Annotated in this window: 13 protein-coding genes; 5 read left to right on the top strand and 8 right to left on the bottom strand. The window is 45.0% G+C overall.

Annotated elements, in window-relative coordinates:
* Positions 1-26: 26 nt before the first annotated feature.
* The gene (locus tag F8C82_RS11755) at positions 27-1,679 is read right to left on the bottom strand and encodes a T9SS type A sorting domain-containing protein (RefSeq protein WP_170266245.1); all 1,653 of its coding nucleotides are present in this window, start codon (positions 1,677-1,679) and stop codon (positions 27-29) included.
* Between the two features lie 331 nt (positions 1,680-2,010).
* On the opposite strand from F8C82_RS11755, the gene F8C82_RS11750 reads away from it, so the two are divergent.
* The gene (locus F8C82_RS11750; protein ID WP_151693781.1) at positions 2,011-4,887 is read left to right on the top strand and encodes a sensor histidine kinase; all 2,877 of its coding nucleotides are present in this window, start codon (positions 2,011-2,013) and stop codon (positions 4,885-4,887) included.
* Positions 4,874-5,614 (top strand): LytR/AlgR family response regulator transcription factor, encoded by a 741-nt coding sequence (locus tag F8C82_RS11745; protein WP_151693780.1) that lies wholly within the window; start codon positions 4,874-4,876, stop codon positions 5,612-5,614. Before F8C82_RS11750 ends, F8C82_RS11745 begins: the two co-directional genes overlap by 14 nt.
* Positions 5,615-5,744: 130 nt before the next feature.
* On the opposite strand, the gene F8C82_RS11740 is transcribed toward F8C82_RS11745, so the two are convergent.
* The 6 genes from F8C82_RS11740 to F8C82_RS11715 all read right to left on the bottom strand — a co-directional run bounded on the left by F8C82_RS11740 (position 5,745) and on the right by F8C82_RS11715 (position 13,672).
* Entirely contained in the window at positions 5,745-9,272 is a 3,528-nt protein-coding gene (locus F8C82_RS11740; protein WP_151693779.1) for an efflux RND transporter permease subunit, read from the bottom strand.
* Between the two features lie 42 nt (positions 9,273-9,314).
* On the bottom strand, positions 9,315-10,454 hold the full coding sequence (locus F8C82_RS11735) for an efflux RND transporter periplasmic adaptor subunit (protein WP_151693778.1): 1,140 nt from the start codon (positions 10,452-10,454) through the stop codon (positions 9,315-9,317).
* A gap of 23 nt (positions 10,455-10,477) precedes the next feature.
* Complete coding sequence (locus F8C82_RS11730) at positions 10,478-11,836, bottom strand: TolC family protein (RefSeq protein WP_151693777.1); 1,359 nt, start codon at positions 11,834-11,836, stop codon at positions 10,478-10,480.
* Complete coding sequence (locus F8C82_RS11725) at positions 11,836-12,465, bottom strand: TetR/AcrR family transcriptional regulator (RefSeq protein ID WP_170266244.1); 630 nt, start codon at positions 12,463-12,465, stop codon at positions 11,836-11,838. The genes F8C82_RS11730 and F8C82_RS11725 overlap by 1 nt, the downstream gene beginning before the upstream one ends.
* Positions 12,466-12,647: 182 nt before the next feature.
* Positions 12,648-12,935, bottom strand: a complete 288-nt coding sequence (gene gatC / locus F8C82_RS11720; RefSeq protein WP_151693775.1) for an Asp-tRNA(Asn)/Glu-tRNA(Gln) amidotransferase subunit GatC — start codon at positions 12,933-12,935, stop codon at positions 12,648-12,650.
* Complete coding sequence (locus tag F8C82_RS11715) at positions 12,932-13,672, bottom strand: lysophospholipid acyltransferase family protein (protein ID WP_151693774.1); 741 nt, start codon at positions 13,670-13,672, stop codon at positions 12,932-12,934. Before F8C82_RS11715 ends, gatC begins: the two co-directional genes overlap by 4 nt.
* Positions 13,673-13,809: 137 nt before the next feature.
* Between F8C82_RS11715 and F8C82_RS11710 the strand changes: the two genes are divergently transcribed.
* Positions 13,810-14,427, top strand: a complete 618-nt coding sequence (locus F8C82_RS11710) for a Spy/CpxP family protein refolding chaperone (RefSeq protein ID WP_151693773.1) — start codon at positions 13,810-13,812, stop codon at positions 14,425-14,427.
* A gap of 219 nt (positions 14,428-14,646) precedes the next feature.
* A complete protein-coding gene (locus F8C82_RS11705; protein WP_151693772.1) occupies positions 14,647-15,708 on the top strand; it encodes a hypothetical protein in 1,062 nt (353 codons plus the stop codon).
* A gap of 67 nt (positions 15,709-15,775) precedes the next feature.
* Here F8C82_RS11705 and gdhA read toward each other — a convergent pair whose 3' ends face one another.
* The gene (gdhA, locus tag F8C82_RS11700) at positions 15,776-17,131 is read right to left on the bottom strand and encodes an NADP-specific glutamate dehydrogenase (protein WP_151693771.1); all 1,356 of its coding nucleotides are present in this window, start codon (positions 17,129-17,131) and stop codon (positions 15,776-15,778) included.
* A gap of 410 nt (positions 17,132-17,541) precedes the next feature.
* On the opposite strand from gdhA, the gene F8C82_RS11695 reads away from it, so the two are divergent.
* Positions 17,542-23,442: a PKD domain-containing protein gene (locus F8C82_RS11695; protein ID WP_151693770.1), complete on the top strand. Its 5,901-nt coding sequence runs from the start codon at positions 17,542-17,544 to the stop codon at positions 23,440-23,442.
* The last annotated feature ends 1 nt before the right edge of the window (position 23,443 follow it).

Genomic DNA, 23,443 nt, shown 5'->3' with positions numbered 1-23,443 from the left:
ATGTTATACAAGGTGTTTGTGAAGCTTTATCGTATGATACGGAAACTCTCGGTTTGTTCACCTCTTTTGCAGTTGACAACGTAAACTCCTGATGCTAGATCAGCGAGCGAAAGAGTGATCTCGTTGTTGGAAGCGTCTACTTCACGTTCGAATACAAGGGCTCCAGAGATCGAGAAAAGGGCGATTTGTGTGCTAGTCTCCAAGGAAGGGAATGTTAATTTCCATTGATGATCGCTCTCCATGATGAGGTTGAATTCACCTGTCAAATTCTCCTCCAAGGCAGTTTTATAAGTGGAAGGGAAAACGGTCATACCTACCAAGTCTTTTGACTTGATCATATAGTCTGCAGAGACTACAATAAAAATGTTAGGAGCCGATTGAGCATATTTCTGTAAAGCAAATACAGGTACAATCTCCGTACTGTTCATGCTTGAACTCATAGGGGCGTAAGATTCATCTATTCCTTGAGTAATAGCTGAAACTGCATTTGCCATTCCAGGAGGAGTTAAATAGGTGGAAGAGGTTGGGTCGAATTCTACCGAGAAGGTTTCTCCCATGCATGCAGCACTTGGTCCATGCCATGTCATGGACACCGCACTGTTTTGATTCCAATCAATGGCATAGCTACAATAGAAACTCGACTTGAAATCTACAGCCAGGGTACATGGACTACTTCCAGGTATGCTATTCACTCCAACAAATGGGGATAGTCCTCCAATGGAAGCATCTCCCGTAATAAGTCCAAGATCCTCATTGTACGGAGATGTCGCGCTTTTGTTCACTGCAATGGTGAATTCGGTATATGGCGAAGTGTGAGCCACCATCCCGTTTTCTTTTGGTGAGCAAATGCGCACTCGTGCACCACCTTCTACGTCGTAAAACGCGTCTACACTGTGAAATATCGGTGCTAGTCCCGGAGGTGAGTCGAGAGTAATGGCATGCAAGACACCTCCGTCTAACAAGGCAACAGTATAGCGGATGTCGGTGAGCGTGGGGAGACTGTATGGTTCATGTGCAGCGATATCGTAATAACTGAAAGTACTCGTTGGTGTTCCCAATGTATGTACCAGCGTAGGAGGGCTTACGTTTACAGTGCCGTTGGAAACATTGCTAGGGTCAGATTCTACGGAAGCCACAAAGATGTCGTCTCTATTGGAATATACCACTCCTCCGAAGCCTTCTGGGCCCATGTCGATTAGGGCACTTCGGCCGTCTCCGATGAAAATGGCTGTGGCCATTGGGATATATGAGCCGCTGAAAGAGTCGAAGTAATACTTATCTAAGAACACTTGTTCCGAACCGCCAGGAATTGGTGAGGCACAGTCGTACACCACATAGAGGTTTTCTCCACCATGGGTCATTTGGACATCGCCAGGGTTGCAGCTTCCGCCACTTGGAGATGAGATCACCAAGGTTTGCAAGAGATTGGCTCCACCGCCACCCGTTCGGTCAACAATGTCAACATGTACAACTGGCGGGATGATAGAGTTGTCATAGTCCATTACGGCTGTTAAGTCCATGCCATTCACTGTGGCACTGGATACTTCACTTGAAGTGAAGATTATTCGATTTTGGTAGAAGAAGTCAGGTTCCATGGATGGATTAACCTGACCGTTTAAGGAGGTCAGCGAGAGCATTAAACTCGTAAGAAGGCAGGCCTTCTGGTACATGTTTTTCATGGCATTGATATTGTTAAAAATTTGTACTTCCAATCTATCGATACACATGAAGTAAAAACTGAATTACTTTCTATATGGTAGGTTATTCTTTCTAGTTGGTCGTTATTGAAAGTTCAAACTTGTAGATGGGGTGGTTTTTGCACTTGTTCTTGAATGGAAATGGGTCGTTTATCATGTGATGATCGTTCTTCGCCATATTGCATTCCTCTGGATAAGGGGGTAATTTTCTTTTAATAATGGGTAGGTATTTTTCCTGATATCCATTTGCTTTTATTGAACTTCAGGGATCGTATAATTCATCAGGATCAGTTCAGATTTCAATTGTATAAATGTGAATAAATCAACTATACGTTTTTTCTTGGCCTTTCTATTCTTTCAACTCACCGTAGTTGCACAGTGCCAAGATTCGTGGAACGAGCTGCGAACGGGAGATGTTTACGTGATTAAGCACGATAACTGTGGACGTCTTGTAGTGGGGTCAGATCAGGGATTGTTTGTTTATGACGGTTATTCTTTGCGTAGCGTTTTGGAGTATAGAACGGATGTGCTGGATGTTAGTATCAATGAGGATAATCAACTCTTTCCGAGCTATTTTTCGAAGAACTTGGTCATTGGAAATTCCGGAGAGAGAGTCTCTGCACCTGACTCTGTCAATGATCGTTTGATCCATTTGATAGGACGAGGATTCACTTTTGGTAGATCACTGAACCACATTCCAATTTTTAATGGATTCTTGGAGGATTCAACCTACGTAGAGCTCAGTGGTGATGGATCTGTTGTATTCGAGTACAAGGGATATCCAATGCCACTAGAGCACTTTATTGCCAGTATCGATCTGTGGGGAGGCAAGCAATTGCTTATAAGTACTCCAGGTCAGTCGGTGTTCGTTTTGGATTTGCAGTCGGATCAGAAATATCCTTTGATCAAATTGGACGACGTAGTTTTTAGATCTGCAAGGCAATTGTCAGACACGACCTTAGCCCTTGTTAAACCTGGGGTTGTCGATTCACTGATCTACTTCAATTTCAACTCGAATCTTCACATAACGAATCGACGGAGCGTGGGCTTGGGTAGTGAAGTGATCAATTTGTGCCAGTCGGAAAATGGTGTTTTCGTTACGTATCGCTCCGGTGGTTTCAGAGAGTACGACCTAAAACTTAGTCCAGGATCGTTATTGGCTGAAGAGTACTTGATCAATTTCGTTCATGAATTTAGAGGACACTACTATTTAGGTACCCGTGGGCAAGGATTACAGGTGATTCGAAATGCACATCATCGGATGGAGACCCAAACGGTATTTGAACCCCATCATTTTCAATGTTTATTTCGTGTTGGAGATCGCATCGGATATGCTGGGTTGAGTGAGAATCGATTAACGTTGACAACTGCGCATCACGATGATTTCCAGAATGTTCAAACGAGCGAGTATAGATACTTAAAACCTAGTTTGTCGGAGGTATATACCTACCAATCGCATTTGATGGTGGACGGTGCTTTATTTGCCCCTGAAGCTTTTGTAGAGGATGTATTCCAAAGTGTAGTCGGTTTTGGAGTATTCAAATCAAAGACGATATACAATGGCGATCTCTGGGTTTGCCTTCATAACGGTCTTTACAGATTCGAGGAAGGTTTGGATAGTAATCGCGCCGAAGAAGTGCTGTCGGAGAGAATCTATCACATTGACTTCATAGATAGTACGAGAAGCTTAATGGCGCTGATAGACGGACTTTACGTCTTTAATCACCGAACCAAAACTCGAGTGAAGTTGAGTAGTCTTTCAGATAGGACAGGGGCTATACAGGACTTGTATATCGATCGTAAACAGGGCTATGCCTACATCGCTTCAATTACGGGTTTGTTTAGAATTCCAACGCATCAATTGACTACGACGCCTTTTAATAGGATGGAAGAAGTTGTGAAGTTGGAACGAATAGTGGACTTGCGTACGGAGAAGATCATTTTTCGGGAGGGCAGATTGTACGCCAACCACGGAAGGTCTATTACCTGTTTAAATCCGGTAAATATGAGGATGCAACACTACAGTGAGCTCAATGGATTACCGGACAAAGCGATTAAGGATATAGAGGTTTTGAAGGGCTGTATGTACGTTGCTATTGCCGGAGAAGTGTATCGCTTTACTTTGGGTGAAAGCCCCTCATTAACGTACCGTGTTGAGTTGGCGGCGGCCGAAGCTAACGATCGGTACTTAGATCGCGCAACATCCTACACCTTCCGTCCAGACGAGTCTATTATCCGTTTCTTCCTTTCGAATAACCATTGGGAGAATGTTGATTTTCTCAATTATGAATTCCGTTTGTTGCCAATACGTGAGAATTGGACAAAGACCGATCGTCCTGAATTGTCCTTCTACGATCTCGCACCAGGTAGCTATCAATTGGAGGTTCGTCTGAAGAACAATCTGGAGAATGCATTTTCAGACCAAAACCTCGTTGTTGCCTTTGTGGTTGAACCTCATTTTTGGGAGACTTCTGTGTTCCAGTGGCTGGTTGTGCTCTTTTGGGTAGGACTGGCTTTCTCGTTGATTTACTACGTGAATTATCGCGTGCAGACACGTAGAATTCAGGAGCTAAATCATAAGAAGGAAGTGTCTGATCTCAGCTTCCGAATGATTAGAGCACAGATCAATCCACACTTCATTTTTAATTGTTTGAACTCCATATTGTTGTTGAACTTCAAAAAGCAATATGAGCAAGTAGGGCACTACATCCTTTCTTTCTCGCGAATGATCAAGGTTAACTTGGATATTTCGGAGACGATCTATCACACAATTCAAGATGAAGTGGAGTACTTGAGAAACTACTTGGAGTTAGAAGGTCTGCGTTTTAAAGATCAGTTAATTACCTACATACACCTTGATGAAGAGCTAGATACCCAAACCTTGATACCTTGTTTCTTCGTTCAGATATTTGTGGAGAACTCCATCAAACACGGTCGTAAGACTAATGCCCCATTAACGGTTGATGTCCGTTTTAGCAGAGTGGATGAGCAAACCATAGAGGTGGTAATTGAAGATGATGGGAAGGGATTCTCGAATGTGTCGAGCAGTGGAATGGGAATGGGCTTACAATTGATTCAGGACCGAATCAGAATCTATAAAGATGTTTATCACTATCGCATTGAACTAACACAGTCTGAAAAGGCGATAGGCACCTATACTCACCTTACCTTCAAAAATGAATCTCGATAATCTACATGTACTGATCGTTGATGACGAGCCGGATGGGATCAATTACATCGTTGAATTGCTCCGGACGTACTTTCCAACAGTTCAACACCTCCATACTGCGGAGAATCTTATTCGTGCTCGTGAAATTCTGACCCATCGCAAAATGGATTTGTTGTTTCTCGATATTCGCATGCAGGACAGTACCGTCTTCAAGCTTCTCAACGAAGGAGATCTCTTCACAGATGAGGTGTTGATCTTTGTAACTGGTCATAAAGAGTATGCGTTTGAGGCTATCCGAACCCGCCCCTTCGACTATCTACTGAAACCCTTAAGCCCAAAGGAGTTTGTTCAATGCATGGACAAGTGTTTACAGTATTTAACGGAACAGAAAAGTCGGAAGTCGATTTCGGACAAGGTGCTCGTATTGAGTGGTTCTGGGCGTCAGTACACCATAAGAATGAGTCAGATTCTATACTGTCGCTCCATGGGTGCATACACATCATTTGTATTGCGCTCGGGGAAGAGTATCATGGTTTCAAAAGCGATGAACCACTTTCAGGAAGAGTTAGAGGAGAACGGATTTTACCGGATTCACAACAGCTATGTGGCCAATTTGAAGCACATTGATTCGGTAGCCAGTAAGGGCTCCACTCATGTGGTGCTTACCAATGGCGACACGCTTCCAGTTTCTAGACGCCGAAGACCGGGTTTTAATCGGGTGTTTAATGGAGAGGTTCGGAGGGACTGAAACAAAGGCCATGAAGGGAGGACGTTTCCGGGCTCTTGAGTTCTGTAGATATTAAACTTGTCTGCGGTATCTATAAGTTAGACTCCAAAGTCCAACAAAAAACCCCCTGATTTCTCAGAGGGTCTTTGCTTTATTCTTCCAATTGAAGATCGGCTAGATCTTCAGGTGATTTTACACGTGAGAATCTTCGTTTTCCACGCTCCATTAAGTAGAACATGACGGGAACTACAATAAGAGTAAGGAAGGTGGCGAAGGTGAGACCGAAGATTACGGTCCACGACATCGGCCCCCAGAAGATTACGTTGTCTCCACCAAAGTAAATTTGCGGATCAGATTGGGTAACCAAGGTGATGAAGTTGATGTTCATCCCCGTAGCCAATGGAAGCAAACCAAGAATGGTAGTGATGGCGGTGAGAAGTACTGGGCGCAAACGCGTTTTACCCGCTTCAACAATCATCAAATAAAGCTCTTCCCTTGGCAACAATTCGTTGTCGCGCAATTTGAGAATGGCTCTTCTGCGGTCCATCAACTGCTTGGTGTAATCAATCAATACAATGGCGTTGTTTACCACAATACCCGCCAGTGAAATGATACCAATCATGGTCATCATAATCACAAACTCCATGTTGAAGATGATCAACCCAAGAAGCACACCTACCAAGCTCAATACAACAGTGGTAAGGATAATGAATGGTGTTGATGCACTGTTGAATTGTGCCACCAAGATCAAGAAGATAAGGAACACCGCAGCCATGAGGGCTTTGCTCAAGAAGGCCATCTGCTCGGCCATCTCTTCTTGTTCACCCGTAAACTTGAAGTTCACTCCTCGTGGGGTTTCGTATCCAGAAAGAGCCGCTTGAATTTTAGCAACCACTTCGTTGCCATTCGCTCCTTCTTCTGTGTTGGAGTAAATGGTGATGACACGATCGAGATCTTTGCGCTTAACGGCAGAGAAAGTAGATGCCAACTGCGGCTGAGCAACAGCACTAATCGGCACTTGCTTGATTCTACCAGAAGCGGGATCTCTAAAGGTGATGCGTTGGTTTAACAAGTCGTCTATGTTATAGCGGAAGTTATCGCTGAAACGCAGATTAATTGGGTAGTCGTCTTCGCCATCTTTGAAACGAGAAACCTCTTTTCCGAAAAGTGCCGTGCGAAGTGCATCACCAATTTGCGCAGTGCTAATCCCTAAGGTGCGGGCTTTTACACGGTCAATTTCAATCGGCATTTCTGGCTTGCCCGATTGAACGTCAATTTGAAGTTCTTCAATTCCCTTAATGCCTCTTTCGTTGATGAAACGACGCATGTTTTCAGCAGTTTCAAGAAGCTGACCATAGTCTTCACCGTTGATTTCGATATTGATTGGCGGCTTGCTATCTGGACCATTTTTGTCTTTGTCTACCGCAATGTTCACCCCCGGGTAATCGGAAATGGCTTCACGAATGGTTTGAAGAACGTCTGAACTTCGAACTGGAATGTGGTTCTCATCTACACGATCAGCGAATGGTCGGAATGCTACGGTAATCTTGGCCTTGTTTGGCGTTTGAGCCATAGAAGGGCCTTGGTTCGGGTCGGAAGTTCCTTCTCCTACCTGAGCAATCACCGATTCAACCATGTAGTTGTATTCAATCGTATCCCCATTCTCGTAGATTGGGTAGGTGTAGTTGTCTACGATTTCGAATACTTGATCTTCAATTTGTCGACAGATTTTGTCGGTCTCTAGAATATCCGTTCCAATCGGCAACTCGATGTATACAAGCGCTTGACGCGGTTGGTTTTCTGGGAAGAAGAGCACTTTAGGCTGACTCACTCCCAATAGCATGAAAGAGAAAATCAACAATCCAACTGAACCGAAGAAGAACAAGTAGGCATTTCTACCACGCAAGGCATACTTCAGCATTCGCTCATAGCGCTTTTCCAGTCTAGGAAGGAACTTTGTTTGGAAACGAACGGTCATTGGAACCACAAAGTACATGTAGCTCAAAATGATCAGTGCGGTAATGATCATGAGGTTTCCAATGGCGCGTAGTCCCATGTTTGGCATGAAGGATTCGGCCAAGTACCCGATGAAGAGTCCTGCTAAAGTGAGAACAATACCGATGTTTCTCCACTTCTTCACTTTCATGGCTTCTTCTTCCAGTTTCATGAACTTGGAAGTAAGCGCAGGGTTGATGACCAATGCCACGAAGAGGGAAGAGCCCAATACGATGATAAGCGTAATAGGGAGGTACTTCATGAACTCACCCATGATGCCCGGCCAGAATGCCAATGGAACAAAGGCAGCCAAAGTAGTTGCGGTGGAAGCGATAATGGCTACAGCAACCTCACCGGCTCCTTTCTTTGCAGCGGTAACGGGATCCATGCCTTCATCCATCATTCGATAGATGTTCTCTACCACTACAATACCGTTGTCTACCAACATACCCAGCGCCAATACAAGGGCAAAGAGTACCATGGTGTTCAAGGTCACGCCCATGGAGTTCAAAATGAAGAAGCTCATGAACATGGAAAGTGGGATGGCAATACCCACAAATAGCGCGTTCCTCAATCCCAAGAAGAACATCAATACCACTACTACGAGGAGTACCCCGAGAATGATACTGTTTTCCAAATCGCTCAACTGGGTTTTGGTTTGATCAGATTGATCGCCCGTAATGGTAATGTGCAAGCCGTCTGGGAATACCTCCTCTTTGGCTTTCTCAATTAACGCGTCGATTTTATCGGATGCAATGATGAGGTTTTCACCTGATCGCTTCATGACATCGAGCATCACAACAGGCTCACCACGCTGACGGGCGAAGCTCTCTTTTTCTACCTCGCCAAAGGAAACTTCAGCGATGTTTTTGAGGTAGACTACATCGGCGTTTTCATGCTTTACAATGATGTTCCCGATTTCTTCAGCCGAGCTGAATTCACCAACCACACGGACGTTTCTGCGGTATCCATCAACCAAGAGATCACCGCCAGAAATGGTGATGTTTTCATTGGTAATAGCACCCGCAACATCGCCAAAGCTCAAGTTGAGAGCTTCCATTTTTTGCATGTTTAGGCGAACGGCAACCTCCTTGTCGTCTACACCGCGAATTTCAACCTTGGTAATTTCCGGAAGGTCTTCAATTTCATCTTCGAGGTATTCGGCGTATTCGTTGAGTTGCTCAATGGTGAAAGGACCCGATAAGTTGATATTGCGAATAGGCATCAATTCGCTAAAGTTCAATTCGAAAACATTCGGATCAGCTGGCAAATCTTTAGGGAAGTCGGCGTCACTCTTCGCAACGTCTACTTTGTCCTTCACCTTGCGAAGGGCTTCTTCGGTACTCACCGAGAAATCAAACTCCACCTGAATGGTAGAATAGCCCTGTACAGAAGTAGAGGTGATTACATCTACCCCCGTGATGCCATTGATTTCTTTTTCAATGGGACGGGTAATGAGTTTCTCCATATCTACTGGTGAGTTACCAGGATACGGAGTTCCCACATAAACCTGTGGGATCACTACTTCAGGAAAGGCCTCAGAAGGCATCCCGATGTAGGCCATCAATCCCGAAACGAAAATGATAAAAGTGAGTACGAAGGCAGTCATTCGGTTGTTTACCGAGAAGGTAGACACGCCAAACTCCTTGATGTCGTCCGGGTTAATTTTATGAAGATCTTCCATTATCTATGGATGTGTCGTTTGGAAATTAGGTTTCCGTCTTTCTTATTTGATCATGCGTACGTGCTCATCGGCCTGAACACTGCGTGCTCCGCGGTCAATGATGCGTTCCGTTCCAGTAAGTCCGCTTAGAATCTCTGTGATACCGTTGTACGAATGTCCGAGTTCGAGGTAGTGTTTTACCACCGTACCAATTTCATCTGTTCCTTCGTGATTCTCAAAAGAATACACATAAGAGCGTCCCTCAGGATCTTGTTGAATGATGTGGTTTGGAAGTACCATAGCGGTTTCTGTGCTGTAGTCTTTCAACTGAACAGAAGCCATCATGTTTGGCTTGTATGTACCGTTTGCATCGTTGATACCCACTTTGATTTTGAAGGTGCGGTTATCTGGATTGATGTACTGACCTACTTGAATCACCTTGGCTTCAACGGTGTCATTGATAGAGCGGAAATACATGGTGGCTTCGCTTCCCGTTGCTACGCGGTTGATGTAATCTTCAGGAACGTCTGCGGTAACGTAAACGCTGTTCATGTTTACCAAGCGAATGAGCGGTTGCCCTGGGCCGGTGTACTCTCCACCTTTAGGGAAAATTTCGTCTACTACACCGCTAAATGGAGCGGTAAGGTTGGCCATTCTCAACTGAGCGTTCAGAACGTTCAATCGGCTTTGAAGGCTTTCGAAGCGGTTCTTCGCCTCAAGGTATTGAACTTGAGATCCAATTCCTTGTGCCCATAACTTGCTCTGCTTTTGATAAAGCGTATCGGCCAATTCCAATGAAGTTTGCGCTTCTTCGATGTTTCTGCGGATAACTTCGTCGTCAATGCTGATCAATCTTTGACCTTCCTTTACGGTCTGTCCTTCACGAACGTGAATTTCCTCAATCATACCTTGAGTTTCGGCAAAGAGTGTCACGTTTCTATCCGCTTCAACAGAACCGTATACTTGGAAATAATGAGCAAACGGTTGTGCTTCTACTTGATAGAGCGTTACAGTGGTGAATTTAATGGTGCTGTCTAGTTCAGCAATTTCACCGTCCAATTCCAAGATTCGCTGTTGAATGGTATTGGTTAATGTGGATAGGCTGTCTCTTTCGTCTTGAAGCTTTTGGAGATCGCCTTTTTCCTCTTGGCACGAAACGATAGACATCGCAGCTAGGGGAAGAATGTAGTATAGTGCTTTCATCACTTATGTCGTATTGCTACTGTTTAGTTTAGGTTGAAGTTGCCAAGGACTTTTTCGAGGGCTACTCGTTTGTCAAGGGCAGTTTGGGCAGCGTTGATCATACTTCTCAACGCATCTTGATATTGATTTTCAGCTTGAGTGAATTCGAGGCTGGATGAAATCCCCTCACGGAACTTGATGGCCGTGCGGTCTCGAATGTCCTTCGCGATCTCCATGTTCTTTCGCTGGGCCACAAAATTGTTGACCGCAAAAGCGTATTCGGCTTTCGCTGTTTGGTACTGGAGTTTTAGCATGTCCGACAATTGCGCTTCTTGAACTTCAAGTTGCTCTAAGGCTACTTTGGCCTCCTGAACACGCGCAACTCTTCGTCCACCTTGGAAGAGCGACCAGCGCAAACTCAATCCCCAACTTTGGTAAGGGAAGTTAAAATTGTTTGGGCTGTCGAAATTGGTGAGTCCATCAAAAGAAGAACTTTGAACACCGTGGTTGTATGAGTAGTACCCATTTAATTTGGGTAGCCACTGAACCTGCTCGTTGCGCAAGGTTAACTCCTGACCGTGAATGCCGGTTTCCAATGTGCGGTAGTCGATGTGGGTGGTTGGATCGAATGTGGTACTCAATAATTCGGTCGCATCTTCCGCAGAAATCACGAGTGTTTCGATGTTATCCGTAAGCGTCACCGACTCTGTAACGGGAATACCCATTCTCAATTTGAGGATGGTTCTTGCTACCTCCGCCTGGCGCTCTAGGTAGTCTTCATTCGATTCCAAGTTGGTTACAAGAAGATCCAATTGATCTACGTCTTGCTTTTCTACCATACCTGTATTGAAGAGTTCGCGAGTTTCAAATAAACTCTGGCGAATGAAGGTGAGGTTATCGCGGATAATCTGCAGGGAACGCTCGGTGGTGAGCACGAGGTGGTAGGCTTGCGCCACTTGCTCGCGCACATCAATAGCCGATTTCTCATAACTATTCTGCGCAGTTTCCTTTACCACCTCTGTAGCGAGGAGGGCAACGATATATGAACCGTCAAAGATGAGCTGGTCTACCTGAAGCGTACCCATAGCACCGTATCGGACACCGAAGGCAAGGAGGGTAGGTTGACCGTTAAACTCGATGACTTGTTGCTGAATTTGGATGTTGTCCGTGAAACTGGCAGAAGCCGTTACTTGCGGCAAACCCGTAGCGACATTCTCAAAAATTACAGCTTTCGCACGATCGAGTTCTAGAGAATAGCGCTGCATATCGTAGCTGTTCTCCAGTGCATACATCTCAGCTTCTGCGCGGGAGAACGACCTCTTTTCTGAGGTGGCCTCCTGACCCGCAACCGCAACGCTAACCAGCGAGGCAAGAGCTAGACCGATGCTTTTATAGTTCATCATTATATAGTTTGTGTTGTTTCAATTTCTCTTTGGAGTTTCTGCTCCAAGTATTCCAAGCCATTTGCTGAAGCAATTCCTCTCACGTGGTAAATCAAACTTTGGTGAAGGAATTCAGGATTCTCGCAAATGCTCTCTGGGAAAACATTGTCCATGCGCATCCCCATAAATCTTCCGAAATACACATGAGCGATGTACTCAGCGTTCAGGTCTGAACGGTACAAGCCCTGTTCCATCCCCTTTAGCAAGTTTTCTTTGGTGTGTTCAAATACAATCCTGTGTTGATTGGATTCAAGCCACTTCCAAGTTTTTGGATAGTACTTCGCTAATTGGAATTCGATAGCTGGGTGCTTTTGACGGATCGTTTCGTTCACCGCTTCATCGATGTCAAAAATTTCGTCAATAGCATTGGTGGAATGCGCTCTCACATCATCAATCGCCTGATGTATCCCTCTAAAAGCCAACTTTACACTGCGATCCACCAAGTCGGCCTTGTTGCTCACATATTTGTAAAGAGTCTTTTTCGAGATGGTCAATTCGCGTGCAACATCGTCCATTGTAATACTGCGAATGCCGTATTTCAAGAACAATTCAACGCTTCCAGCGATTATTTCTCTCTCTTGGTTCTCCATTTCGGGCGCGAAATTAGAGTACAACATCGACAATGGAAACGTTTTAAGTGAAAAATGTTTCCAATACGTGTGGATTTAACCTTTGCGAGAACTGGGTGATTCACCAGCTTCGAATACAGTCAGTTACGTTTCCTAGGAAAGTAGGGCAATTGGAAACGCTATTAAAAATGTAGCAGGGTGAGTTACTTCTTTACCGTAGAAACGCGGAAGTAGTCCGTGTCGGCATCTGGAGCATTTTTCAATGCCTCAGCATGAGTGATTTCTTGAACAACCGTGTCTTCGCGAAGAATATTGGTCTCCTCGGTCATGTATACCAAGGGCTCAACACCATCTAGCTCCATCTTTTCAATCTGCGCTACAAAGCCGAGAATCTTATTCAAGTCTTCCTGCATCTTGTCTACGGCCTTATCGTCCAATTCAAGTCGGGATAAATGAGCAAGCTTGTTTATTTCTTCGCGTGAGATGTTCATGATGCGCGTAACTCTTTTAGAGCGTCAAAGATACGATGATAGGTGCGGTCTCGCAATGCCTTCAAATCGCTTTCGGTCAAGCCCGTTGTATCGTCGTTTCCGATAATTCGAGCACGGACTATCCCAGGGTATCCCCCTTTCGAGAAATCGGGGAAGTGACGCTTGTTGTCTGGGTAGGCAATGGACAAGATGGGAACTTGATAATCTACAGCTAGTTTAAAGGCTCCCATTTTAAATGGAGCCAATTCATCGGTTTGCGGAATGCCACCTTCTGGGAAAATGCACATGCCAATTCCCGCTTCTAATTTCTCGGCAGCTCGGTCCATCGCACGGCGTTTTGAACTCACGCTTTTGCGATCTACCAGCACGTTGGTTTTCTTGTAGAAGTAGCCAAAGAGGGGAAGTGATGCCAGCTCCTTCTTGCCGATGAACACGAAACAATTGGGCACCAGTGCAAGGGTCATCATGATGTCTAACTCAGAGGTGTGGTTGGCACAGATCACGTACAACTGGTCTTTTTTGATTTTCTCCCTTCCTTCCGATCGGACGCGTATCCCCATCAAAAAGAGTGTGGACTTCGCCCAAATTCGAGCCCACCGGAAAAACTTTGGATAGTCTTCTGGCTTGCGAGAAGTGGCATATATAAATGGAAAAATGGCTAAAATTACTGCAGCCATTACCACGTAATACCAAAGATGGTATATGATTCCGAATCCTTTTACAATGAGGTTTTTCACGGCTGTAAAGGTATGTAAATGGACTATTGGAGTGGCGACAATCGAAATTCGGATTCCAATCTTTTTTGTGGAGGGGTTTAAACCTCATGTGTCTTTCATCATCGTAGAAGTAAATCAACACCAAAATGAAAAAGATCATGAAGCGAGTAAATTTCTCTGTGTTGGCTTCCATGGGAGCCATTGTTTTCTCCACTCTAGTTGCCGTTCCAGTTGTGGCTCAAGAAGCCCAGCCAAAAGGGCGAGGAGGAGAAGCTCAATTGAATCGAATGGCCGAAGAATTGGAGTTGTCTGATGAACAACGTGAAAGCATCGGTGCTATCTTTGCCACTCAGCAAGAACGTACTCGCGCCAAAATGGAGGAGGTAAGAGCCATTCGCGAGGAGACTAAAAGTGAGATTCAAGCCGTTCTCACCAAAGAGCAGTTGGAGAAGTGGAATGAATCTCGACCTTCTCGTCCCATAAGAGGGGAGTACAACAGCGAAAGGGGGACAAGAGGCGGTCGACGAGATAATTCAGCACGTTCAAATCTCCATCTCGATCGAATAGCCGAGGATCTCGAATTGACGGAGGAGCAACGCACTAGAGTGGAGGCAATCATAGAGGCGAATAGAATCAAGATGAGGGAACGCCGCGAACAAATGCGTGAAGAAAGAAGCGCGATGATGCGCGAAATGCAAGAGGTTCTCACCGAAGAACAAATGGTGGAATGGAAAAAATCACACGGCCAAAGAGCTCATCGAGGTCGAGAAGAATAGTTGAGTAGTAGTTAGGTTAGTTTTGAGCCCCGGTGGAGATCGGGGCTCTTTTTTTGGTTAATAGAGTCTGTGAGGTCTTTGCGCCAGCCCTTACTCAGTCTATAGACTTGTCTCGACAATCAGAGGGACGAACATTCGTCGGGAGCCTGAAGTCTCTTGCCTAATCCGACCTATGAATTCCTCCCAGTGATTCTTTATCTTCAACCCAAAATATGATGTATGCGCTCTCTATATAATGTAGGATTGTTTTTGGCGGGGTTATTCTTTCTCTCTTCCTGTGAAGAGCCTGTTGTGGCCACGGTTGAGCCAGGTTATATTGATCCACAATCCTTTACCATGACTCCTAAACTTGCTTTTCAAAAAGGAAAGACCTTTTGCTTGTTGGCAGGAGACGAGACGGAGAATACATCAGAAGGGAGTGTATCTACAACAGATTTATATACCACAGATGATTTTGAGAATTGGAAGATTGAACGCGTTGGTCGATTTTCCATCATTGCTCATGCTCAGAGAGGAGACGTAATTGCATTGGCCACTGGCGTTTACAGCAATGAAGAAACCGAGAACTTCCACTTTGAAATGAAGCTGATGAACTTGAACGGAGAGGTCATTGCTCGTTGTCCAACAGGTTCTGTAGCATATCCGCAATTCATGACAGATTCTACGTTGTACGGGTATCATCCCTCTGAAGATGAAATCCGCTTTTACACGTATGTGGATGGTAAGCTCAGGCGTACATTTGATCGTGAAACCTTACATCTTCCAGATTCACTTTACCAAGTGGCGCGAACCACGAATTACGTCTACATGGTTGAGCGAATTATTGGCGGGAATCGTAAATCGTCTATTGTTGACGTACGAACTGGCAGCAGACGCCCTTTTGAAATGGAAGGATATTATAATGTAGTTGCTGTAGACGCAGATAAAAACTGGATGTATATCCGGAGAAATTCTACGCTCTATTTATACAGTATGGAAACGCTTGCTGAACTCAAGGCCTGGAACATGTCGGTAGATGAGCAATTCTTGCCGTTCTACACTATTCAATCGGTTCCCAATGGCTTACTGCTTTCTGGAAATCAACAAAATCCTAGTAGGTCCTATTTTATCCTCGATATAGAAAATGAGGAACTGGCAATAGGTAGCATTCCATCTAGTGAGACTGGGCTTTTCTTCCCATACGCCCCAACAGGTAAAATGGAAGAGGGTTGGAAAGTGGTGATGATGACAGATGCCTGCAATTTTTTCCGAGAGCGTGGGACTTGGGATCTACAGCCTTAATTGCAGCGATTTCAATAAAAAATCCCGCACCATTGGTGCGGGATTTCTATATATAGTCAAGTGAGGTTTAAACCACACCTTGATCCATCATAGCATCAGCTACTTTAACGAAACCGGCAAGGTTAGCGCCTTTTACGTAATCAACCGTTCCGTCGGCTTGTGTACCGTACTTCACACATGCAGCGTGGATACTTTTCATAATACCATGAAGCTTCGCGTCTACTTCTTCACGAGACCAGCTCATGCGAAGTGAGTTTTGCGACATCTCCAAACCTGAAGTGGCCACACCACCAGCGTTAGACGCTTTACCAGGAGAGAAAAGAATTTTAGCGCTGTGGAATGCGTGAACCGCTTCCGGAGTACAAGGCATGTTTGCTCCTTCTCCAACGGCCATTACACCATTGCTAAGAAGAACTTTTGCATCGTCTCCGTTCAACTCATTTTGAGTTGCACATGGAAGAGCGATATCACACTTGATACCCCAAGGAGTTTTTCCAGCGGTGAAAGAAGCGTTCGGGTACTTTTCAGTGTACTCGCTAATTCTGCCGCGCTTCACGTTCTTCAATTCCATGATGTACGCAAGCTTTTCAGTGTCGATACCGTCAGCGTCGTGGATAAATCCACCCGAATCTGACATGGTAACCACTTTGGCACCCAGCTGAATACACTTTTCAACTGCGAATTGAGCTACGTTACCAGAACCTGAAACCACAACGGTTTTGCCGTCAAACGACTCACCCTTGGTGTTCAACATTTCTTGTGCGAAATATACAGTTCCGTAACCAGTTGCTTCTGGACGAATGAGTGAGCCACCCCAGTTCAAACCTTTACCTGTCAATACACCGGTAAATTCGTTGCGGAGACGCTTGTACTGACCAAACATGTATCCAATTTCACGACCACCTACGCCGATATCACCAGCAGGTACGTCAGTGTCTGGACCAATGTGACGTTGAAGCTCAGTCATGAAGCTTTGACAAAAACGCATTACTTCATTATCTGATTTTCCTTTAGGGTCGAAGTCAGAACCCCCTTTACCACCACCCATAGGAAGAGTAGTCAAAGAGTTCTTAAATACTTGCTCGAACCCGAGGAACTTCAATACAGAAAGGTTCACGCTTGGGTGGAAACGAAGACCACCTTTGTATGGACCAATTGCCGAGTTAAATTCTACACGGTAACCGCGGTTTACCTGTACGTTACCGTTGTCGTCTGTCCAAGGCACACGGAACATGATAACACGCTCAGGTTCAACCATTCTTTCGAGAATCTTGGCTGCCTTGTACTTAGGGTTTTCCTCAATGAACGGGATAACCGATTCCGCAACTTCTTCTACTGCCTGAAGGAATTCAGGTTCGTGTCCGTTGCGAGCTTTAACGGATTCCATGAAGGTATCCACCAATGCTTGAGTGTCTTTAGCCATTTTGACTGTGTTGGTTAAGCGCATATTTGCGCGGATTCACTAGGCAAATGTAACGGAAATATTAAATGTGTAAGCAAATCTTGCATCCTGTTTCTTTTCTCAGAGAATGAGGAAATTAGGTGTGCATAGGTACCTTTTGTGGCCTAGTTTGATTTGGGTTAGAATAGATCTACTACGCGAATTCAAATCTCAGGATGTCTTCATGAAAAACGCAACAATAAATGTTAAAATTCAGACCTTCATTTAAGGGTGTGAATCACAGATTTTGTCAGTGTTTACTGACCTTTTGGTGATAATGCGTGTATAAAGGATGGCAGTTTTAATTGTAACTGTATGGTTAACTTACTGTTGACTTGTGAAACTAATTGGCCAACAGGAGTATATTTGCGTTGTATTCAACCAAACACAATATGCAAAAAGCTCTCTACACAGTGGTGATGGCGTTTTTCTCGACCATCGCTTTTGCACAGTACATCGTGCCTCATTCTGGAAGTGACTCATCTAATGCTTGTACCGGAACACTCTATGACCACGGAGGCGCCACGGGGGGTTATAGCAATGGAGCAAATGGCATTTTCTATATCACCGCACCGGGTTCTTCGCTCAGTATGACTTTCACCGCGTTTCAATTGGAATCGTGCTGCGACTATGTTCGTATCTATGATGGAATTGGTACCACTGGCGCATTGTTACTAACCGCGAACGGCACTGCCATTCCGAATGGAGGCAACCCAATTGTTGCACCAAGTGGTACGGCTACGGTGCGCTTTACTTCAGATGGCTCTGTAGTGAGAAGTGGATTTGCCATGGACTGGATTTCGTCTGGAGGTAGTACTACTCCATCGGTTTCTTTCACAACGTCTACTTCAAACCCACCTTTGAATTTCCCAATTTCATTTACGAATACGTCTTCTACTGGCGATTATTCGTGGGATTTTGGGGATGGTTCTACTAGTACCGATAAAGATCCGAGTCACGTGTATACAGCGTCAGGAACATATACTGTTCAGTTGACGGTCACTACTTGTGGTGGAGGAACAGCATCGTCAAGTCAGACGGTTACGGTACAAGGTGCGCCTGTTTATACCGTTGCTCCAGATTCGCTTTATGCATCAGTTTCTTGTGGAGGATTTGCCCAAGGCAGCTTTGTGATTTCCAATGATACATCGGGAACACTGGGTTATTCCCTGACCAATTACGAGCTGCCCGCTCCTGATCCCTATATCATCAATGAAGATTTTGAATCGGGATTGGGAAGTTTTTCAGTTTCACCCAACGCGGCAACTGGTTTCGGAGCTACCAATTTTACGGGAGTTTCTCCTTCGGGAAGTAAGTACCTCTACTTGACTGGATATACCAGTACCTACGAAGGTCTAGTGAATTCGTTCACCCCAGCACAACCTAATTATTTCTCATACTACGTTTCGGTTCCTTATACCTCGTCGTACTTGGGGAGAACCTACTTGATTCAAGATCCAGCCTATCCGTACAGTCCGCAGCTCTATAGCTCGTACATCCGTTACGGAAGTCTCTATGTTCAAACGGGTACGTCTACCTATGCCTACCCACTGAATACCTCCAATTGGAATCAGATTGAAGTTATCAATATCAACTATACCACCCACACCTACGATTTGCGAATTAATGGAGCAGTGGTGCAAACTGGTTTGACCTTTACACATAGCACTCTAACTGAAGTTTCTGCTTTGTTGATCTCCAATACGAGTAGCACTCCGGGTATCTCTTTTGACTTGATTCAATTGAGAGACGACAATCGTCCAACGCCGCTCACCCTTTCTCAAACTTCTGGTTTGTTGAACGCAGGGAATTCGGTTTCAGTAACCGCTTCCATCAATACGACAGGAATGATTGCGGGCACTTACAATTATGAAGTAGCCATTCATACCAATTCAAGTGGTTTAGATTCATTGAAAACGATTCCGTTCGTGTTGGATATTCAAGGCGCGAGTTCCATGGATTTGGATCAGTATTGCTTGAATTATGGGAGTCAGTATACCGCGATTACCACAACAGACTCTGTAGAAATCATCAATTCTGGCTGTGATAGCTTGGTGATATCTTCGATTACTTCAACCAACGCTGATTTCGTGACCAGTGCAAGTGCATTAACGGTTGAACCTTTTGACACGGCGTACTTATACGTCACCTTTAATCCGAGTGCCGCAGGAGTGTATACGGATAGTATCCACTTGGTTTCCAATGCGGGTGATACGGCGATTTGTCTCACTGCAACCGGATTGGCTTCGGCCATTGGGTCCCTGGATTCCAGCGCTTACAATATCACCTCCGTTGGTTGTAACGACTCTGTACACTTCAATTTGGAGGTGATCAATACAGGACAGGCGGCATTGAACTGGGACCTTCAAACGTCCAGTCAATTTATGGATGATTTTAATGCTTCTACTACGCCGAGCGCGCTTTGGCAGTCGATTGGAACGAACCTCATTGGCGCACATTGCTACGCTCGATCGGGAAATTCCCTTTCCATGTACGGTAGCAATCGTTCGGCGATTACCGTTCCTTTTGACACATATGGATCTGACTCGGTTTCCTTTTGGGCACGACCAGGATTTTCATCCAGTCCTTGTGAAAGACCAGATGGCGGTGAGAATCTCTTCGTGCAGTATTCTACAAACGGAATTACTTGGACGACTCTAGGAACCATCTACAATACCTATACAACACCTACTCGCTATTCCTATTTGATTCCGGTAACAGGCACTGTTCAAATTCGCCTTTATCAATCGAGCTTTACGGGTTCGGGTAATGACCATTATTTGGTTGATGATTTCCAAATCTCAGGTCAATCTGGACGATTTGTCTTCCATCCAAGCACGGCATCTACCCCTGCAAATGATACCACCCAGGTACAAGCAAGTGTATACGTAGGTGATTTGGTGAGTGGAACGTACACGTACAATGTGATTCTGAGCTCGAACGATCCATCTCAACCTATTCTGACTTTCCCAGTGACACTCACTATCCAAGGGGAGCCAAACATGGTAGTGGCTTCCTCATCTTGTGTTGATTTTGGAAATGTGATCAATGGAAATGTACTTACAGATTCTGTATTGGTTTATAACGATGGTTGTGATTCCTTACACTTTTCTGGAGTGAGTTCTACGAATGCGGAATTTGTTGGAACGATGAGCCCGAGCTCTATTGCAGCGGGAGATTCAGCATACTTGCACATCACCTTTACATCAACCTCTATTGGAACGCTTTCGGATACGCTGACTATACAAAGCAATGATAGTATCGCGGCGATCTGTTTGACCGCTCTTGGAATTGGAGCTCCTAACTTTGCGGTTACTCCAGATTCCATTTATGTTTCAACGAATTCATGTGACGATTCTCTCTTTGTCAACCTCGCGGTTACCAACGCAGGAGGACTTTCTCCGCTTACTTATCAAATGGATAGCATTAAAGGAGGCGCAACATCTGCCTTGAATGTTACCGTGCTTAAGACCTATTCAGATCTGAATCGTGAATATCCGCCTACCCTTGCTGCACTAACTACTAATCTGCCAAATGCAACGATTACAGAGTCTACGGCTTCAACCGCGGCAGCATTGACAGCAGACCTCGTCAATGCACATGTGTTGGTGATTGCAGAGCAAGAGAACATAAGCTCTACCATCGCAGCTACCTTGGCGCCGGCCATTCAAGCCTTTGTAAATAATGGAGGTAGCGTTGTGATTTGCGGAAACAGTCTTTCGGTTGTCAATGGCTTTGGTGTGATGACAGCATCGTATGCTAATAACACGTCCGGTGGACTCCTCACCATTAACAATCCGAGTAGTCCGGTATTTACGGGTATCAATACAAGTGCATTCTATGCGTACTCCGCAACCTTGTATATGAATATTACCAACCCAGGCTTGGAGCAATTGGCTTACTATTCTAGTTCAACCTACAGTGTGGTATCCGTTCATCCTTACGGTTCAGGTAAGGTGGGGTATTACGGATTTGACTTCTATTCTTATGATGTCCAAACCCAATTGGGATTGGCTAATTTGGTTCAATACGTTGCGCCAAATGTAGGTTCTGTAGATTGGGCTTACCTCACAAACGATACCGCCACAGTGGCTAGTGGAGCAACTTCCAATACTGGGGTTCATTTGTTCTCTGCAGGATTGCCTAATGGTCGTTACACCGGCGTCATACAAGTGAATACCAATGATCCTGCAAATGCAGTTGTTGAAATTCCAGTGGTATTCGACGTGAATGGTGAAGCATCTATGCGTTTGTCTGGTGGTTGCCTCGATTTCGATTCACTGATTGTTGGACTCCAAAAGATAGATACGACTACGGTTTACAACGATGGCTGCGACACACTTGTGATTACAGGAACCAACAGTTCAACGGGAGATTATGCCTTCCAAGGAACTCTTCCATTGCACATTGCTCCGGGTGATTCCCTTGATGTTGAAGTGGTTTTTACTCCAACCGCGATGGGTAATAGAGATGATACGCTTTGGGTTTATGCCTCTAGCGATACGCTTCCACTTTGTGTGAACGGATTAGGGTTAGGAGCTCCTCAACTAAGTGTACAAAGCGATAGTTTGGTAGTGGAGTTGAACAAATGCGACAACTTTGTCCTAGAAACATATGACCTGACGAATACAGGTGCTGGTTCGTTGACGTATGAAGTCATTTTTGGCGATTACTATGCGGATACCAGTTATCAGACCTTCGCTTCTTCTGGAGCGGTAACCAATCACTCCTTTACGGGAACGCCAGCAACGGCAGATTCCATTGTTGTCACCGTTATTACTGTAGGTGATTATGAACAGTCGTACGAATACTACAACCTCTATGTAGAGGGCAGCTATTTGGCAACTACCAACGGTAGAACAAGCACCTTTGGTCAGCCGGATACTGTATCCTTTGTGTTTGTAAATCCTACACAATCGTTGGGTACTTGGCTGGCCGATGGCACCTTAGACGTAGATGTTTACAACAACTCCAGTGTTGGGTATTATTCAACCTTGCCAAACTCTGTAGAAGTTCAAGTAGAAATCTACTCTTCTGCAATGCCGCCGTGGTTGACATTCCCGTCTACTTCAACTGGTACGTTGGCGGTTGGTGCAACCGATACTAAATCGCTGCTCTTTAACGCTACAGTTGTTCCTGCGGGAACATATACCATCGATATGATTGTTCTTTCGAATGACCCTGTAACCCCTAGGAAGGTGGTTCCCGTTATTTTCGATGTTCGCGAAGAACCATCTATTCGACTGTCCGATACGTGTTTGAGCTTCCCTATCACTCAAGTGGGCGATACCAGTTCAGCGACAATTTGGGTGGTAAACGATGGATGTGTGGCCTTGAATGTGACGAGCATTACTTCGGCTAGCAATGTGTTTAAAGTAAATCCGACGGTATTCTCCGTACCTGCCAAAGACAGTGTGCAAGTAACTGTTGATTTCGTTCCAACTTCGATTTCCAACTACAGTTCAAGCATTACAGTGAATAGCAATGCCGGCATTGAAACCTTCTGTGTGAATGGTTCGGCAAATGCCACTCCAATTGCCGATTTCCAATACAACATTATTGATCCGTGTTCAGGACAGGTTTACTTCTCCGATCACTCAACGAGAAACCCAACAGCGTTCTCTTGGGAGTTTGGCGATGGTACAATATCCAACATTCAGAACCCAGTACATGATTATGAGAAGCCTGGAACGTATGCGGTACGACTCACAGCTTCAAATTCATACGGATGGGATACCATCACTCAATATGTTACTGTGAATCCACTGTACGTTGGATTCGAGATTGAAATGAACGGATCTTTGGTTACCAATGACACGCTCTACAAGAATACGCTCATCCAGTTTCTCGATAGTAGTTTGACGGGATCAACCTGGAAGTGGTACTTGGGCGATGGAACGGTTTCAACCCTTCAAAACCCTACGCATACGTATTCAAGCGTGGGTAACTTCCAGATCTCGTTAGAGGTGGAAGATACGGCCGGGTGTAAAGACACGTATGTGAAGTCGTACTGGATCATCAGTGGAATTGGTGTAGATGAGAGCCTTGCCGGAAGTCTTCAACTTTATCCAAACCCTTCCAGTGGATTCTTTACTGTTGATTGGTCGGCAACATCGTTTAGCCGCGTTCAAATCGACCTTCTCGATTCTCGAGGTGCCGTTCTCTATCACACTGATGCAACTGGGGAAAACCGACTTGATTTAGACTTGAGCCATTTGCCAGATGCCATGTACATTCTCCGAGTGACGAATGAGGATGGAAGAGTGGTTCACGAACGACTTATCAAACAATAGA

The organism is Phaeocystidibacter marisrubri, from assembly GCF_008933165.1.
Lineage (GTDB): Bacteria > Bacteroidota > Bacteroidia > Flavobacteriales > Schleiferiaceae > Phaeocystidibacter > Phaeocystidibacter marisrubri.
The sequence above is the reverse complement of the archived record's forward strand: the minus strand, read 5'-3'. Positions and strand labels throughout refer to the sequence as shown.

Excerpts from the sequence above, each read along its gene's own strand:
- F8C82_RS11755 (WP_170266245.1), bottom strand. The coding sequence starts at position 1,679 with ATGAAAAACATGTACCAGAAGGCCTGCCTTCTTACGAGTTTAATGCTC.
- F8C82_RS11745 (WP_151693780.1), top strand. The coding sequence starts at position 4,874 with ATGAATCTCGATAATCTACATGTACTGATCGTTGATGACGAGCCGGAT.
- F8C82_RS11740 (WP_151693779.1), bottom strand. The coding sequence starts at position 9,272 with ATGGAAGATCTTCATAAAATTAACCCGGACGACATCAAGGAGTTTGGC.
- F8C82_RS11735 (WP_151693778.1), bottom strand. The coding sequence starts at position 10,454 with ATGAAAGCACTATACTACATTCTTCCCCTAGCTGCGATGTCTATCGTT.
- F8C82_RS11730 (WP_151693777.1), bottom strand. The coding sequence starts at position 11,836 with ATGATGAACTATAAAAGCATCGGTCTAGCTCTTGCCTCGCTGGTTAGC.
- F8C82_RS11725 (WP_170266244.1), bottom strand. The coding sequence starts at position 12,465 with ATGGAGAACCAAGAGAGAGAAATAATCGCTGGAAGCGTTGAATTGTTC.
- gatC (WP_151693775.1), bottom strand. The coding sequence starts at position 12,935 with ATGAACATCTCACGCGAAGAAATAAACAAGCTTGCTCATTTATCCCGA.
- F8C82_RS11710 (WP_151693773.1), top strand. The coding sequence starts at position 13,810 with ATGAAGCGAGTAAATTTCTCTGTGTTGGCTTCCATGGGAGCCATTGTT.
- F8C82_RS11705 (WP_151693772.1), top strand. The coding sequence starts at position 14,647 with ATGCGCTCTCTATATAATGTAGGATTGTTTTTGGCGGGGTTATTCTTT.
- gdhA (WP_151693771.1), bottom strand. The coding sequence starts at position 17,131 with ATGGCTAAAGACACTCAAGCATTGGTGGATACCTTCATGGAATCCGTT.
- F8C82_RS11695 (WP_151693770.1), top strand. The coding sequence starts at position 17,542 with ATGCAAAAAGCTCTCTACACAGTGGTGATGGCGTTTTTCTCGACCATC.